Annotated in this window: 10 protein-coding genes and 1 tRNA gene; 1 reads left to right on the plus strand and 10 read right to left on the minus strand. The window is 65.3% G+C overall.

Annotated elements, in window-relative coordinates; translation table 11 throughout:
* Positions 1-53: 53 nt before the first annotated feature.
* Positions 54-941, minus strand: a complete 888-nt coding sequence (locus tag WHH00_RS10495; RefSeq protein ID WP_406632582.1) for a PASTA domain-containing protein — start codon at positions 939-941, stop codon at positions 54-56.
* Between the two features lie 1128 nt (positions 942-2069).
* Positions 2070-2151, minus strand: a tRNA-Leu gene (locus WHH00_RS10500).
* 203 nt (positions 2152-2354) lie between these two features.
* Between WHH00_RS10500 and WHH00_RS10505 the strand changes: the two genes are divergently transcribed.
* Entirely contained in the window at positions 2355-2960 is a 606-nt protein-coding gene (locus WHH00_RS10505) for an ANTAR domain-containing response regulator (RefSeq protein ID WP_009358190.1), read from the plus strand.
* Positions 2961-3065: 105 nt separating this feature from the next.
* Here WHH00_RS10505 and pyk read toward each other — a convergent pair whose 3' ends face one another.
* The 8 genes from pyk to WHH00_RS10545 form a co-directional block, all read right to left on the minus strand.
* Positions 3066-4556: a pyruvate kinase gene (gene pyk / locus WHH00_RS10510; RefSeq protein ID WP_231454633.1), complete on the minus strand. Its 1491-nt coding sequence runs from the start codon at positions 4554-4556 to the stop codon at positions 3066-3068.
* A 65-nt stretch (positions 4557-4621) separates the two neighbouring features.
* The gene (locus tag WHH00_RS10515) at positions 4622-6079 is read right to left on the minus strand and encodes a glutamate synthase subunit beta (RefSeq protein WP_231454632.1); all 1458 of its coding nucleotides are present in this window, start codon (positions 6077-6079) and stop codon (positions 4622-4624) included.
* A complete protein-coding gene (gltB, locus tag WHH00_RS10520; protein WP_406632585.1) occupies positions 6072-10685 on the minus strand; it encodes a glutamate synthase large subunit in 4614 nt (1537 codons plus the stop codon). The genes WHH00_RS10515 and gltB overlap by 8 nt, the downstream gene beginning before the upstream one ends.
* 264 nt (positions 10686-10949) lie before the next feature.
* Entirely contained in the window at positions 10950-12104 is a 1155-nt protein-coding gene (gene lgt, locus WHH00_RS10525) for a prolipoprotein diacylglyceryl transferase (RefSeq protein WP_406632587.1), read from the minus strand.
* A gap of 3 nt (positions 12105-12107) precedes the next feature.
* Positions 12108-12953: a tryptophan synthase subunit alpha gene (gene trpA, locus WHH00_RS10530; protein WP_406632589.1), complete on the minus strand. Its 846-nt coding sequence runs from the start codon at positions 12951-12953 to the stop codon at positions 12108-12110.
* On the minus strand, positions 12950-14290 hold the full coding sequence (gene trpB / locus WHH00_RS10535) for a tryptophan synthase subunit beta (RefSeq protein WP_406632591.1): 1341 nt from the start codon (positions 14288-14290) through the stop codon (positions 12950-12952). Before trpB ends, trpA begins: the two co-directional genes overlap by 4 nt.
* Before the next feature lie 113 nt (positions 14291-14403).
* The gene (trpC, locus tag WHH00_RS10540) at positions 14404-15225 is read right to left on the minus strand and encodes an indole-3-glycerol phosphate synthase TrpC (RefSeq protein ID WP_406632593.1); all 822 of its coding nucleotides are present in this window, start codon (positions 15223-15225) and stop codon (positions 14404-14406) included.
* Positions 15225-15512, minus strand: coding sequence for an HGxxPAAW family protein (locus WHH00_RS10545; RefSeq protein WP_066275356.1), 288 nt, complete (start codon positions 15510-15512; stop codon positions 15225-15227). The genes trpC and WHH00_RS10545 overlap by 1 nt, the downstream gene beginning before the upstream one ends.
* Positions 15513-15605 lie beyond the last annotated feature (93 nt).

The raw sequence follows: 15605 nt of genomic DNA on the forward strand, positions 1-15605 counted from the left end.
GGGCAGTCAAGTGGGCACTGTGCACCTCCGGAACTCTGCAGGAGCAACAACTCTTAGGGGCTTTTGGGATGGGCCCGAGCCATAGGTGGAGTTGGCGGGATACCCTCTTTAGCCTTGCCCACCAGCAGGACAACGCTCTGGCCCTCACTAAGAACCGTCCCGGCAACCGGGTCGACTTCCAGCACAACGCCGACACCGGCGTCCTCGGTTTCCCGATAAGTAACGGTGTAAGGGATGCCCTTGGCGGACAGATCTGCCTGGGCAGCATTCACGGGCTTGTTTACGAGATCCGTTGGCACGGTCGGCCCTATGGTCTCCGTGGGCTTTCCCACCAACAGGACAACGCTCTGGCCCTCACTAAGAACCGTCCCGGCAACCGGGTCGACTTCCAGCACAACGCCGACACCGGCGTCCTCGGTTTCCCGATAAGTAACGGTGTAAGGGATGCCCTTGGCGGACAGATCTGCCTGGGCAGCATTCACGGGCTTGTTTACGAGATCCGTTGGCACGGTCGGCCCTATGGTCTCCGTGGGCTTTCCCGCCAACAGGACAACGCTCTGGCCCTCACTAAGAACCGTCCCGCCAACCGGGTCGACTTCCAGCACAACGCCGACACCGGCGTCCTCGGTTTCCCGATAAGTAACGGTGTAAGGGATGCCCTTGGCGGACAGATCTGCCTGGGCAGCATTCACGGGCTTGTTTACGAGATCCGTTGGCACGGTCGGCCCTATGGTCTCCGTGGGCTTTCCCGCCAACAGGACAACGCTCTGGCCCTCACTAAGAACCATCCCGCCAACCGGGTCGACTTCCAGCACAACGCCGACACCTGCGTCCTCGGTTTCCCGAAAGCTAACCGTAAAAGGGATTCCAGCGGCGGACAGATCTGCCTGGGCAGCCTCCACGCTCTTACCTACAAGGTCTTTTGGCACACGCTGTTTCATGGCGTCCGTTTTAGACACGGTTGGATTCGGGGTTGTCTTGCCAATGGCAGTCGGAGAACCACTCGACAGGGGCCCAACCGGCCCAGCTGCACTCGCAGTAGCAGAACTGGTCGATTGTGGACCACGAACAGTAGGCGTCTCGGTCGACACCGGAGCGACCGCTGTCGCAGGCGCAATCGACAGCGGCGGGACCGGAACCTGCTCACAGGCAGCTATCGAACCGCTGACCAATGCAACCGTAGCTAATACAAGCATCCACGTGGTCGCGCTGCGTCTCAACCGTTCCATCTGATTCCTCACGAAATAACTGAAGGTCCGGTTCGGTTGTCCTGTACCCCAATAGGACTGATCCGCTCCCAGCCCAGTTGACTGGATCTGTGAAGATATACGCGGCAAGAATAGGCTTGGTCCCCTTATGCGCGGCCGATGGTTGAGGTGAACTAATGGACCGATGATTCTGCCCATAGGGGCACTTTCGTCGAACTGGAGGAAGTGGTTATGCCGTCCGGATGGACACAACGTTGAAGTCGCTGATTACCCGGCCCCACCGGCATGATGGAGAGCTGTTATCCCGGTTGACGGCGCTCTGCCTTGCTGGCCCCCGACGCTCCGAGACCGTGGCGCAGTGTCCGGGATCGGCAGCGGCGGGCATGTTCGCCAAGTCACATTGATTCCTGCCCCTTCAGCTTCGAAAGTCACGGCAGCAACTTTCGGTGCTTCCAGGCGCCGAGCATGGCCACTCCAATAAAGCAGACGTAAGTGTGGACAGTGTCCACACCCCCTTTGGCAGGACAAACCATGCAAGCCCAGCTCCCGCGACGACTAAAAGACGCCTTCAAGAGAATTTCGTCCTGAAGTCGCCGAAGTCATATTGCACCCCACACGCCGGACCATGAATAGGTGCTGGCCGGCCCGACAACCCGACAGAATCCAAAGGAGGTAACGCATGAACCCAACTGCAGCAGGCGGAGGGCCCATTAGCCAGGGTCCTGAACCTGCCACCCCACACACCTGAATAGGCCACCGCGGCGGCCAGGCCACAGCCCGCGACCCAACCCGCCAGACGACGCGACGGCAAGCTTTGTACACACGTCAAAGCAAAATCGCCCCTGACGAGGGAAAACGTTGTGCCCGAGGTGGGACTCGAACCCACACACCTTTCGATACCGCATTTTGAGTGCGGCGCGTCTGCCAATTCCGCCACTCGGGCGCGGAATACACAAAGCAAACCGGTACGCCCACAGCTGATTGTGAGCAACGCGATCGCTTCACGTACGCGGAATTACTCTACAGCCAGATAGGCTGAATTCCAGAATCGCGCCGCCGACGCCGCAACCGACCATGCAGATCATGTACAGGACCGGGCGCACCTAAGATAGTGATGTCCCCGCCGTACCTTTCCAAGGAGATCCCGTGACTGAACAGACGGAGTCAAAGCCCACGTCCCAGCCGGCGCGCCGCGTCATTGTGGCCGAGGATGAAACCCTCATCCGCCTCGACATCATCGAAATCCTGCGCGGCGAAGGCTATGACGTTGTGGGCGAGGCGGACAACGGCGAGAAGGCCGTCCAGCTCGCCGAGGAACTGAAGCCGGACCTCGTCCTGATGGACGTCAAGATGCCCGTTATGGACGGCATTTCCGCGGCCGAGAAGATCGTCAAGGCCCGCATCGCCCCCGTAGTGCTGCTGACCGCATTCAGCCAGAAGGAACTCGTGGAGCGCGCCCGCGACGCCGGTGCCATGGCGTACGTGGTGAAGCCGTTCACTCCCGCAGACCTCATCCCGGCCCTGGAGATCGCACTCTCCCGCCACGAGGAAATCAAGGCCCTGGAAAGTGAAGTCTCGGACCTCCAGGAGCAGTTCGCCACCCGCAAGCTCGTGGAGCGCGCCAAGAGCCTGCTCACCACCAAGATGGGCCTCACGGAACCGGAAGCCTTCCGCTGGATCCAGAAGACCTCCATGGACCGCCGCCTGAGCATGCGCGAAGTGGCTGAGACCATCATCAACCAGGTCAACTAGTTCCGCCTGGTTGGGTCTGCCAAAAATCCGGCAGGCCAAACCAGCAGACCACAACGAAAAGGACCCCTGCCAGCCGGCAGGGGTCCTTTTGCGTAATCCGAAAGCCTAGGCCTTCTTCTTCTTTTCCGGCCAGGGGCCGAGCTTTTCCTTGTTGCTGGTCGCTTCGCCAACGCGGGTGGAGTCGGCGAGGTCGCCCACCTTGTGCACCTTCAGCGAGTTGGTGGAGCCGGCCTTTCCGGGAGGGGAACCGGCGGCAATAACCACCAGGTCACCGTCTTCCACGAGGTTCATCTCCATGAGGCTGCGGTCAACCTGTGCGGTCATCTCATCGGTGTGGTCCACCATCTGGACCAGCACCGGCTGGATGCCCCAGGTCAGCGCCAGCTGGTTCCAGACCTGCTCCACCGGAGTGAAAGCGAAAACCGGCTTGATGGGACGCAGGCGGGACAGGCGGCGTGCGGAGTCACCGGACTGGGTGAAAGCACAGATGTACTTTGCGTCCAGCTGGTCGGCGATTTCGACGGCGGCACGGGTGATGGCGCCGCCACGGGTCTTGGGCTTGGTACCCAGCGGCGGAACGCGCTCAAGGCCGTGGACCTCAGTGGACTCGATGATCCGGGCCATGACCTTGACGGTCTCGATGGGGTACTTGCCCACGCTGGTCTCGCCGGAGAGCATAACGGCGTCGGCACCGTCGAGGACGGCATTGGCGCAGTCGGAGGCCTCTGCACGGGTGGGGCGCGGGTTGTCGATCATGGATTCCAGGACCTGGGTTGCCACGATGACCGGCTTGGCCCAGCGGCGGGCCAGTTCAATGGCGCGCTTCTGGACGATCGGCACTTCCTCCAGCGGAAGCTCGACGCCGAGGTCGCCACGGGCCACCATGATGGCGTCAAACGCATCGATGATCTCGGGCAGCTGTTCCACGGCCTGCGGCTTCTCGATCTTGGCGATGACCGGAACGCGGCGGCCTTCCTCGTCCATGATCTCGTGCACGCGGACGATGTCAGAGGCATCGCGGACGAAGGACAGTGCCACCAGGTCGACCCCGCGGCGCATGGCCCAGCGGAGGTCGTCCTCGTCCTTTTCGCTCAGCGCGGGCACGTTGACGGCCACGCCGGGAAGGTTGATGCCCTTGTTGTTGGACACCATGCCGCCCACGGTCACCTCGGCGACAACCTTGACGTTGTCCACAGCCGTGGCACGCAGGGCCACCTTGCCGTCGTCGATCAGCAGGGCGTCGCCCACGTTGACGTCCTCGGTGAGGCTCTTCAGCGTGGTGGAGCAGATGTCCTTGGTGCCCGGAACGTCTTCGGTGGTGATGGTGAAGGTGTCACCAACGGCGAGGGCGTGCGGACCGTCAACAAAGCGGCCCAGGCGGATCTTGGGACCCTGCAGGTCAGCCATGATGGCCACGGCCTTGCCCAGGTCCGCGGCGGCCTTGCGGACGTTCTCGTAGGTGTTGTCGTGCACGGAGTAGTCGCCGTGGCTCATGTTCATGCGGGCAACGTCAACACCGGCTTCCAGCACCGCGAGAGTGTTTTCGTAGCTGGCGATGGCCGGGCCGAACGTGGCCACAATTTTTGCGCGTCTCATATACCTACCCTATTGGTCTCTTGCATTGGTTAAGTTGTCGCGGAGGTGAACCCTCCGTTGCATCGCTAGAGGACGGCGATGGCGCGGTCCGTCGGGGCCACGGGAGCGGGCAGGATGGTGCTGCCCATCAGGTACTTGTCCACGGCTGCCGCTGCGGCGCGCCCTTCGGCAATGGCCCACACGATCAGGGACTGGCCGCGGCCGGCGTCACCGGCCACGAAGACGCCCTCGGTGTTGGTCATGTAGTAGCCGTCGCGGGACACGTTGCCGCGGCCGTCGAACTCCGCCTTCACCTGGTCGGTGATGCCGGCGGGCTCGGCTCCGGTGAAGCCCAGGGACAGGAACACCAGGTCCGCGGGAATGATCCGTTCCGTTCCGGCCTTAGGCAGGCGCTTGCCGTCAACGAACTCGGTTTCGGCAACCTTGACGCCGGTAAGCTGGCCGTTTTCGCCTACGAACTCCACGGTGGAGGCGAGGTACGTGCGCTCTCCGCCTTCCTCGTGGGCGCTGGCAACCTCGAAGAGGGTGGGGAACGTCGGCCACGGCTGGTGGCCGGCGCGTTCCGACGGCGGCTGCTTACCGATCGCGAGCGTGGTCACCGAAGCTGCACCATGCCGGTGTGCGGTGCCGAGGCAGTCCGCGCCGGTGTCGCCGCCGCCGAGGATCACCACGTGCTTGCCCTGGGCGTGGATCTGGTTTTCGACAGCCTCCCCCGCCACGGCGCGGTTGGCCGGAACCAAGTAGTCCATGGCAAAGTGCACGCCTTCAAGGTCGCGGCCCGGAATGGGCAGGTCGCGCGGGACGGTGGCGCCGGTGCAGACAACAACAGCGTCGTAACGCCGCCGCAGCTGCTCCCAGGTCACGTCCGTGCCGACTGCAACGCCGGTCCGGAAGCGGGTGCCTTCGGCCTTCATCTGCTCGACGCGGCGGTCCACCTGCTCCTTTTCCATCTTGAAGTCGGGGATGCCGTAGCGGAGCAGCCCGCCGATCTTGTCGTCGCGCTCGTATACAGCCACGGTGTGGCCCACTCGGGTCAGCTGCTGCGCAACGGCCAAGCCGGCCGGGCCGGAACCGACCACTGCGACAGTCTTGCCGGTGAGGCGCGCCGGCGGCAGCGGCTCCACCCAGCCGTTGTCCCAGGCCTCGTCGATGATAGAGACTTCCACCTGCTTGATGGTGACCGCGGGCTGGTTGATGCCCAGGACGCAGGACGCCTCGCAGGGTGCCGGGCAGAGCCGGCCGGTGAACTCCGGGAAGTTGTTCGTGGCATGCAGGCGCTCGATTGCTTCCTCGCCCTTGTCCCGCCACGTGAGGTCGTTCCACTCGGGAATGAGGTTGCCCAGCGGGCAGCCCTGGTGGCAGAACGGCACGCCGCAGTCCATGCAGCGGCCGGCCTGGGCCTTCAGGGTGCCCTTCTCCTGCGCCTCGTACACTTCCTTCCAGTCCATGATGCGCACGGGAACGGGACGGCGCGGCTGGGTTTCACGCTGGCGTACTTTCAAAAATCCGCGTGGATCAGCCACCGGTTACCTCCAGGATTCGGGACCAGACTTCTTCGCCGTCGGGGTCCAGGCCCTCTTCGATGGCGTCAAGACGGGTCTGCAGTACGGCAGCGTAGTCGCGCGGCAGCACCTTGGTAATGCGGGCGGCGGTGTCATCGAAGTTCTCGAGGAGGCGCGCCGCCAGCTGGGAATCAGTTTCTTCAACGTGCTTGACCAGCAGGCCGTGCACGATGTCGCGGTCCTCGGCGTCCAGCTCGCGGAGCTGGAGTTCGCCGGACTGCAGGGCGTCCTTGTTGACCCGGGCTGAGTCCAGGTCCAGGACGTAGGCGGTGCCGCCGGACATGCCGGCGCCGAAGTTGCGTCCGGTACGGCCGATGATGAGCGTCTGGCCGCCGGTCATGTACTCGCAGCCGTGGTCGCCGATGCCTTCGACGACGGCGGTGGCGCCTGAGTTGCGGACCAGGAACCGTTCGCCCACCTGGCCGCGCAGGAACATCTCGCCGCTGGTGGCACCGTAACCGATCACGTTGCCTGCGATCACGTTGGTCTCTGCCTTGAAGACGTTCGTGCGGTCCGGGCGGACGATGATGCGGCCGCCGGACAGGCCCTTGCCCACGTAGTCATTGGAGTCGCCGAACAGCCGCAGGGTGATGCCTGCGGGCAGGAAGGCGCCCAGTGACTGGCCGGCGGTGCCGCTGAGGGTGATGTCGATCGTGTCCGTGGCCAGGACATCGGTGCCGAACGTCTTGGTGACAACGTGCCCCAGCATGGTGCCCACCGAGCGGTCCGTGTTGATGACGTCCACGGCGATCCTGACCGGGCTGCGGTCCGTCAGCGCCTCGGTGGCCATGGTGATAAGGCGCTGGTCGAAGTGCTTGTCCAGCTCGTGGTTCTGGCCGGTCATGTTCCGCAACGGCGCGTCGTCGTCGAACTCCAGCCCGTGCAGGATCGGGTCCAGGTCCAGGCCGTCTGCCTTCCAATGGTTGACGGCGTCGCGGGCGTCGAGGACCTCGGCGTGGCCGATTGCCTCTTCCAGGCTCCGGAAGCCCAGCTCGGCCAGGATCTCGCGGACTTCCTCGGCAAGGAACTCGAAGAAGTTGACCACGAACTCGGGCTTGCCGGTGAAGCGTGCGCGCAGTTCCGGGTTCTGCGTGGCCACGCCCACCGGGCAGGTGTCCAGGTGGCAGACGCGCATCATGATGCAGCCTTCCACCACCAGCGGTGCGGTGGCGAAGCCGAATTCCTCGCCGCCCAGCAGCGCGGCGATCACCACGTCGCGGCCGGTCTTGAGCTGTCCGTCCACCTGCACCACCACGCGGTCGCGCAGGCCGTTGAGCATCAGGGTCTGCTGGGTCTCGGCCAGGCCGAGCTCCCACGGAACACCTGCGTGCTTGAGGGAGTTCAGCGGCGAGGCGCCGGTTCCGCCGTCATGGCCGGAGACCAGTACGACGTCGGCCTTCGCCTTGGTGACACCGGCGGCAACGGTGCCGATGCCCACCTCGGAGACGAGCTTGACGTGTACCCGTGCCGAGGGGTTGGCGCGCTTGGCATCGTAAATCAGCTGCGCGAGGTCCTCGATGGAGTAGATGTCGTGGTGCGGGGGCGGGGAGATGAGTCCGACGCCGGGGGTCGAGTGGCGGGTACGGGCCACCCACGGGTAGACCTTCTGCGCCATCAGCTGGCCGCCTTCGCCGGGCTTCGCGCCCTGGGCCATCTTGATCTGGATGTCGTCGGCGTTGGTCAGGTAGAGGCTGGTCACGCCGAAACGGCCGGAGGCGATCTGCTTGACGGCAGAGCGGCGCTTCGGGTCGAGCAGGCGGTCAACGTCCTCGCCGCCCTCGCCGGTGTTGGACTTGCCACCGAGCTGGTTCATGGCGATGGCCAGCGTCTCGTGGGCTTCCTGGGAGATTGAGCCGTAGCTCATGGCACCCGTGGAGAACCGCTTGACGATGCTGGAGACGGGCTCCACTTCCTCGAGCGGAACGGCCGGGCGCTCGTTCTTGAACTTGAGGAGGCCGCGGAGGGTCATCAGGTTCTCGGACTGGTCGTCCACTCCCCTGGTGTACGCCTTGAAGATGTCATAGCGGCGCTCACGGGTTGCGTGCTGCAGCCGGAAGACGGTCTCGGGGTTGAACAGGTGGGGCTCGCCGTCGCGTCGCCACTGGTATTCGCCGCCGCCCAGCAGGGGGCGGTGGGGCTGCTCGATGCCGCCCTCGGGGTAGGCCATCTGGTGGCGCGCGGAAACTTCCGCGGCGATGACGTCCAAGCCAACGCCGCCAAGCTGCGAGTGGGTGCCGGCGAAGAATTCGTCCACCAGCTCCTGGCCCAGGCCGAGCGCCTCGAACGTCTGGGCGCCGGTGTAGGACGCCACGGTGGAGATGCCCATCTTGGACATGATCTTCAGGACGCCCTTGCCGAGGCCCTTGATCAGGTTGTACACGCCGTCCTGCGGGGTGACCCCGGTGACGTCCCCGGCAGCAATGAGCTGTTCCACTGACTCCATGGCCAGGTACGGGTTGACGGCGGAGGCGCCGTAGCCGATCAATACAGCCACGTGGTGCGTCTCGCGGACGTCGCCGGCTTCGACCACCAGGGCGGTCTTGGTGCGGTTGGCGCTGCGCAGCAGGTGGTGGTGCACGGCGCTGACCAGCAGCAGCGACGGGATCGGCGCCCACTGGGCGTTGGAGTCACGGTCGGAGAGCACCACGTACTGGACGCCGCGGTTGATGGCACCGGACACCTGCTCGCAGATCTCGGTGAGCCGTGCACGGAGCGCGTTCTCGCCGCCCTCGGGGCGGTAAAGTCCGCGGACCTTCATAGCAACGCGGTTGCCGTCGGCATCCTCGATGTTGGCGATCTTGGCCAGCTGGTCGTTGTTGATTACCGGGAACGGCAGCTGGACCTGGGGCTGGCGGACCTGCTTGGTGTCCAGGAGGTTGCCGTTGGGGCCGATGGCACACGTCAGCGACGTAACGAGTTCTTCGCGGATGGCGTCCAGCGGCGGGTTGGTCACCTGGGCGAAGGACTGCACGAAGTAGTCGAAGAGCAGGCGGGGGCGCTTGGACAGCACGGCCACCGGGGTGTCCGAGCCCATGGCACCCAGCGGCTCAGCGCCGGTGCGGGCCATGGGGCCGAGGAGGATCTTCAGTTCCTCGGTGGTGTAGCCGAAGGTGCGCTGGCGGATGTTCACCGACGCGGCGGTGTGGACCACGTGCTCGCGCTCGGGGAGCTCATTGAGGTCGATCAGGTTGTCCTTGACCCACTCCGCCCACGGGTTGGCGGCGGCGACCTCAGCCTTGACCTCTTCATCGTCAATGACGCGGCCGGCCTCGGTGTCCACCAGGAACATCTTGCCCGGGGACACGCGGCCCTTCTTGACCACCTTGGAGGCTTCGACGTCGATGACGCCAACCTCGGAGGCGAAGACGATCAGGCCGTCCTCGGTGATCCAGTAACGGCCGGGGCGCAGGCCGTTACGGTCCAGAGTGGCGCCCACCAGGCTGCCGTCGGTGAAGGAGACAGCCGCCGGGCCGTCCCACGGCTCCATCAGCAGGGAGTGGTACTCGTAGAACGCGCGCCGGGCCGGATCCATGGTGGCGTGGTTTTCCCAGGCCTCGGGGATCATCATCATGATCGAGTGCGTGATGGGGCGGCCGGACAGCCACAGCAGCTCGGCCACCTCGTCGAAGGACGCGGAGTCCGAGGCGCCCGGGGTGCAGATGGGGTACAGCTCTTCCGGGGTGTCGCCCAGCAGCGGGTTGGCCAACTGCGACTGGCGTGCGCGCATCCAGTTCCGGTTGCCCTTGACGGTGTTGATTTCACCGTTGTGGGCGATGGTGCGGAACGGCTGGGCCAGCGGCCAGGACGGGAAGGTGTTGGTGGAGAAGCGCGAGTGGACGATGGCCAGCTTGGTCTTGAAGCGCTTGTCCGAAAGGTCCGGGTAGAACGGCTCCAGCTGGGCTGTGGTGAGCATGCCCTTGTAGACGATGGTGCGCGAAGACAGCGAGGGGAAGTAGACGCCGAACTTGTTCTGGGCGCGCTTGCGGATCCGCCATGCGCGGGAGTCCAGTTCGTTGCGTTCCAGTTCCTCACCGGTGGCAGATGCCAGGAAGGGCTGGGCGAAGTACGGCATGCAGGCGCGGGCCATGGCGCCGACCAGGTCAGCGACGATGGGGACTTCGCGCCAGCCAAGGACCGTCAGGCCCTCATCGGCCGCAAGGCCCTCGATGCCGGCCTTCGCGGCGTCGGCCTCGCGCTGTTCGGCGGGAAGGAAAGCCGTGCCGGCCACGTACTGGCCGGGAGCGGGAAGTTCGAACTCCGTGACAGCCCGGAAGAACTCGTCCGGGATCTGCATGAGGAGGCCCGCGCCGTCACCGGTACCCTCGTCCGCGCCCACGGCACCGCGGTGCTCGAGGTTGCGCAGGGCGGTGAGGGCGGCGTCCACAATGTCGTAGCCGGGCTCGCCGCGGAGGGTGGCGATGATCGCAAGACCGCAGGCGTCCTTCTCCTGCTCCGGGTTGTAGAGCCCGGCAGCCTCCGGCATCGCTGCGAAGCGCTTGAACGGCGACATGGCAGTCTCAGGCTGGTCCGGTTCTGACCAGCTGGGAGTGTGAAGAGTTTGGGTCATGGGAGACGTCCTTCCTCCTGATCGTGCGTATGGAAGGGACACCGTTGGCCCCACTCGTCGGGCGCCGCTCTCATGGGCACAACAAAGTGTTATTTACTGGAAATTGTAGGTCAGCGTGGCCTGCTGAACTAACAGTTACGCAGGCCCCTGCCCCGGGCAACACCGGACAGCAGCTCTATGCTGTCCAGGGTGGCCCCGCTGCCACGACGCTGTGGTGATTGGGCGCTTCGAGCGGTGGCTCTGCTGCCCTGCCTGGCCCGCGCGCTACTTGGTAGCGCCGGCTTCCGGCGCGGTTCCTGTGGCAGTGCTGCCGGACTTTCCGGAAGCCGTTGCGTCCGGTCCGGGCGTGGAGCCCGCCGGCGCAGCCGCGGCCTCTTCCGTTGGCACGGAAGCACGCCGGGAACCGTTTTGGTTATCAGGGAGATTATCACGCGATTCACTATCTGAGACAACAGGGTCCGGATCACGGACGTCGTCGCCGGCGGCGGCTGCCTCTTTCGGACCGGCCACCTTCTCCGGTTCCCGGCCCGGCAAATACACGCTGTCCCTCTCGGTGCGCTTCTTCATTCCCAGCAGGATGAAGGCCACGAGCGCTGCCAGGAACACGAAAATGCTGGTCCAGACGTTCAGGCGGGTGGTGATGCCAAACAGTTCGATCTGCTCGGCATCATCGATCCGCATCGCCTCGATCCAGACCCGGCCCAGCGTGTAGTACATGGCGTACAGCCAGAAGAGCCTGCTGCGGCGGAAGTTGAATTTCCGGTCCAGTGCGAGCAGGAGGACGACGCCGGCAAGGTTCCACAGCGATTCGTACAGGAACGTGGGGTGGAACAGGGTGTCCGCCGGCGTTCCGGCCGGAAAGTTGGGATTGTCGGCATCGACCTGCAGGCCCCACGGCAGGGTGGTGGGCCCGCCGAAGAGTTCCTGGTTGAAGTAGTTACCCCAGCGGCCCACTGCCTGGGCCAGCAGCAGTCCGGGCGCGGCGGCGTCCAGGAAGGCGCTGAGCTTGACGCCGCTGCGGCGGCAGCCGATCCAGGCGCCCACGGCTCCCAGCACTACTGCACCCCAAATGCCCAGCCCGCCCCGCTGGATCTGCGGAATGAGGGAAAGGTCGCCGGTGCCGTCGAAACCGGGGCCGAAGTAGGCGTCCGGCGAGGACACCACATGGTAGAGCCGGCCTCCGATGATGCCGAAGGGGATGGCCCAGACCACGATGTCCCAGACGCTGCCTTCAGGCGCGCCGCGTTTGGCCCAGCGGACGGAGGTCAGCCAGAGGCCCACCATGATGCCCGCCAGGATGCAGAGGGCGTAGGCGTGGATGCGCAGCGTTCCCCAGGGCAGGGGAATATCGAACCCGGACCAGTCCGGGCTCGGAATACTGGCCGGCACCAGTGCGGCGGCCTGAAGGAGGATCTGCATTGACTAGGCTTCTTCCGCTGTCAGTCCGGTGTCACGGCTCAGTAAGGTGCCACGGCTCAGTCCGGTGCTCAGGTCCTTGGTGAGGGCGGCAACTGCGTCGACGCCGCCGTCGCGGATTGCGGCCACGAGCGCGGTGCCAACGATGACGCCTTCGGCGTACGCGGCAATCTCGCGGACCTGGCCGGCGTTGGAGACGCCAAGGCCCACGCAGACGCGCTCAGCGCCGGCGGCGTGTGCTGCTGCCACTACGTCCTTCGCCGCGGTGCTGACTGAAGTCCGTGCGCCGGTGACGCCCATGATGGAGACTGCGTAGACGAAGCCGCGGCTGGCGTCCACTGTCCGCTGCATGCGCTCGGGCGTGGAGGACGGCGCCACGAGGAACACGCGGTCCAGGCCGTACTTGTCGGAAGCGGCCATCCACTCGGCCGCCTCGTCCGGGATGAGGTCCGGTGTAATGAGCCCTGCTCCCCCGGCTTCGGCCAGGCGGCGGGAAAACTCGTCCACGCCCATCCGGACCACGGGGTTCCAGTAAGTCATCACCAGGACGGCGGCGTCGGTCCTGCTGGTGATGCCCTGGACAACGTCGAACACCTGGCTGACGGAGAACCCGTTGGCCAGCGCCTCGGTGGTGGCGGCCTGGATGACCTGGCCGTCCATCACGGGGTCGGAATAGGGAATGCCGATCTCAATGAGGTCGGCACCGTTCTCCGCCAGGGCGATGCCGGCGGCGATGGTCTGCTCCACGCTGGGGTAGCCGGCGGGAAGGTATCCGATGAGGGCGGCGCGGCCCTCGGCACGGGCCTTGTCGATGGCCGCCGCTGACTTGCTGGTTGCCTGTGCCGTGGTCACAGCTGCTCCCCCTCTTTGCCGATTTCCGACTCGGCGGAATCCTTGTCCAACAGGTCGAACCATTCGGCTGCGGTGGCCACATCCTTGTCACCGCGGCCCGAAAGGTTCACAATCACGATCTTGTCCTGTGCCGTACCGCCGCTTGCAGCGGCTTCGGCTGCAAGGCGCTGGCCCACCTTGATCGCTCCGGCCAGGGCATGGGAGGACTCAATGGCGGGAATGATGCCTTCCGTGCGGCACAGCAGCCGGAAGGACTCCATGGCCTCGCTGTCCGTGATGGGCTCGTAGCTGACCCGCCCGATGTCCGCCAGGTAGGAGTGCTCGGGGCCCACGCCGGGGTAGTCCAGGCCGGCGGAGATCGAGTGGGACTCGATTGTCTGGCCGTCGTCGTCCTGCATGAGGTAGGAACGGGCACCGTGGAGGACGCCGGGCTTGCCCAGCGTGATGGTGGCTGCGTGCCGTCCCGTGTCCACGCCGTCGCCGCCGGCTTCGAAGCCATAGATCTTCACGGACGGATCGTCAAGGAAGCCGTGGAAGATGCCGATGGCATTGGAGCCGCCGCCGATGCAGGCACAGACGGCGTCCGGGAGCCGGCCTTCCTGCTCAAGGATCTGGACGCGGGCTTCCTCGCCGATTACCTCGTGGAAGTAGCGCACCATGGCCGGGAAGGGGTGCGCGCCTGCCGCGGTGCCCAGGAGGTAGTGGGTATTGTCCACGTTGGCCACCCAGTCGCGCAGGGCGTCGTTGATGGCGTCCTTGAGGGTCTGCGATCCGCTGGTCACGGGGATGACGGTGGCGCCAAGGAGTTCCATGCGGGCAACGTTCAGTGCCTGGCGGCGGCAGTCCTCGGCACCCATGTAGACAACGCACTCAAGCCCCATCAGGGCAGCGGCGGTGGCGCTTGCCACGCCGTGCTGGCCAGCGCCCGTCTCGGCGATGACGCGGGTCTTGCCCATCCGCTTGGCGAGCAGCGCCTGGCCGAGGACGTTGTTGATCTTGTGCGATCCGGTGTGGTTGAGGTCCTCGCGCTTGAGGAAGATGCGGACCCCTCCGGCGTGCTGGGAGAAGCGCTTGGCTTCGGTCAGCAGGGACGGCCGGCCGGAGTAGTTCTTGTTCAGGTCCGCGATCTGTGCCCGGAATTCGGGATCTTCCTTGGCCTTGTTAAAGGTGTCCTCAAGCTCGTCCAACGCGGCGATCAGGGATTCCGGCATCCAGCGTCCGCCGTAGCTGCCGAAGTAGGGCCCCGGGGCGTGCTTGAGGGAGCCGCCCTGCAGGAATGCTTCGGCGGCATTGTTGTCAGTATCGTTGCCGGCGTTGCCGGAGGGTGCTTCAGCCATCAGTCCCGTCCTGTTCCAGTTGGATGTTTCTCAAAGTGTGGTTCCGCGGGCTGGCCGGGCAGGACCGCCGGGCGGGGCAAAACCCGCCTTCCGCTCCTGCACCGGTGTGGGCGTCAGCCGCGGGCGGCAATAGCGGCGGCGCCGGCCGCCTTGAATTCGGCGATCCGCTCCCGCGGCGTCGAGTGGCTGACCAGGGCCTCGCCGACTAGCACGGCGTTGGCGCCGCTGGCGGCGTAATGCGTGACGTCGTCGGCGTCGCGCACGCCCGACTCGGCGACCACCACTGCCCCGGCCGGGATCTGCCCGGCCAGCGAGGCAAAAACTGAACGGTCGACGTCGAGCGTCTTCAGGTTCCGCACGTTGACGCCGATGATGCGCGCCTGCGCGGCAACCGCCCGCTCTATTTCCTCTTCAGTGTGCGTTTCCACCAGCACGTTCATGCCAAGTTCCCGGCTGAGGGCGCTGAACTCGGTGAGCTGGGCGTCGGAGAGCGCGGCAACGATGAGGAGGATCAGGTCCGCGCCGTGGGCACGGGCTTCCCAGATCTGGTACTCGTCAAGCGTGAAGTCCTTCCGCAGGAGCGGAACGTCGACGGCGGCCCGCACGGCGTCGAGGTCCGCGAGGGACCCGCTGAAGCGGCGCTGTTCGGTGAGGACGCTGATGACGGAGGCACCGCCGTCGGCATACTGCCTGGCGAGGGAGGCGGGGTCGCCGATGGCGGCAAGGTCTCCCTTGGAGGGGCTGCGGCGCTTGATCTCCGCGATGACTTTGAGCTCAGCCCGGGAGGCTGAAGGGCCGCCGAGCGCTGCCCAGGCATCGCGGGCAGGTGCCGCGGCCTGGGCCAGGTCCTTCAGTTCAGCCAGCGAAACAAGCCGTTTCCGGGCCTCCATATCCTCCCTGACACCGGCGTTGATGTCATCGAGAACAGTGGACATCAGTGGCCGGAGTTCTTCAGCTTGCTGCCTTCAACGCCGTAGCCTGCCTTGCGCATGACGTAGCCCAGGATCAGGCCCAGCACCATGACGCCGCCGCCGGCGATGAAGATGGGGGTGTTGGCAATGACGAATGCGATTGACATGATCAGGGCGCCCACCAGCATCACGATGACGCAGGTCCAGGCTGCGGGGCTGTTGCCGTGGCCAAGTTCCTGGCTGTGGTCGATGACGCCCGGGGCTACCGTGCGGGTGCCGGACTTGGAAACGGACGCAGGTGCTTTGCTCATGGAAATCTCCTCAGGGTGAATACTGCTTACATTCTGCCATTTTTTGGCCCGCAACCGGTTATCGGGCGGCGCGCTGCCGGTGCCTGCGGCTGG

Origin of the sequence: Pseudarthrobacter quantipunctorum, assembly GCF_045291495.1 — a bacterium.
GTDB lineage: Bacteria > Actinomycetota > Actinomycetes > Actinomycetales > Micrococcaceae > Arthrobacter > Arthrobacter quantipunctorum.

Bases quoted from the DNA above. Each gene is read 5' to 3' on its own strand.
- WHH00_RS10495 (WP_406632582.1), bottom strand. From the start codon at position 941: ATGAAACAGCGTGTGCCAAAAGACCTTGTAGGTAAGAGCGTGGAGGCT.
- pyk (WP_231454633.1), bottom strand. From the start codon at position 4,556: ATGAGACGCGCAAAAATTGTGGCCACGTTCGGCCCGGCCATCGCCAGC.
- gltB (WP_406632585.1), bottom strand. From the start codon at position 10,685: ATGACCCAAACTCTTCACACTCCCAGCTGGTCAGAACCGGACCAGCCT.
- lgt (WP_406632587.1), bottom strand. From the start codon at position 12,104: ATGCAGATCCTCCTTCAGGCCGCCGCACTGGTGCCGGCCAGTATTCCG.
- trpB (WP_406632591.1), bottom strand. From the start codon at position 14,290: ATGGCTGAAGCACCCTCCGGCAACGCCGGCAACGATACTGACAACAAT.
- trpC (WP_406632593.1), bottom strand. From the start codon at position 15,225: ATGTCCACTGTTCTCGATGACATCAACGCCGGTGTCAGGGAGGATATG.
- WHH00_RS10545 (WP_066275356.1), bottom strand. From the start codon at position 15,512: ATGAGCAAAGCACCTGCGTCCGTTTCCAAGTCCGGCACCCGCACGGTA.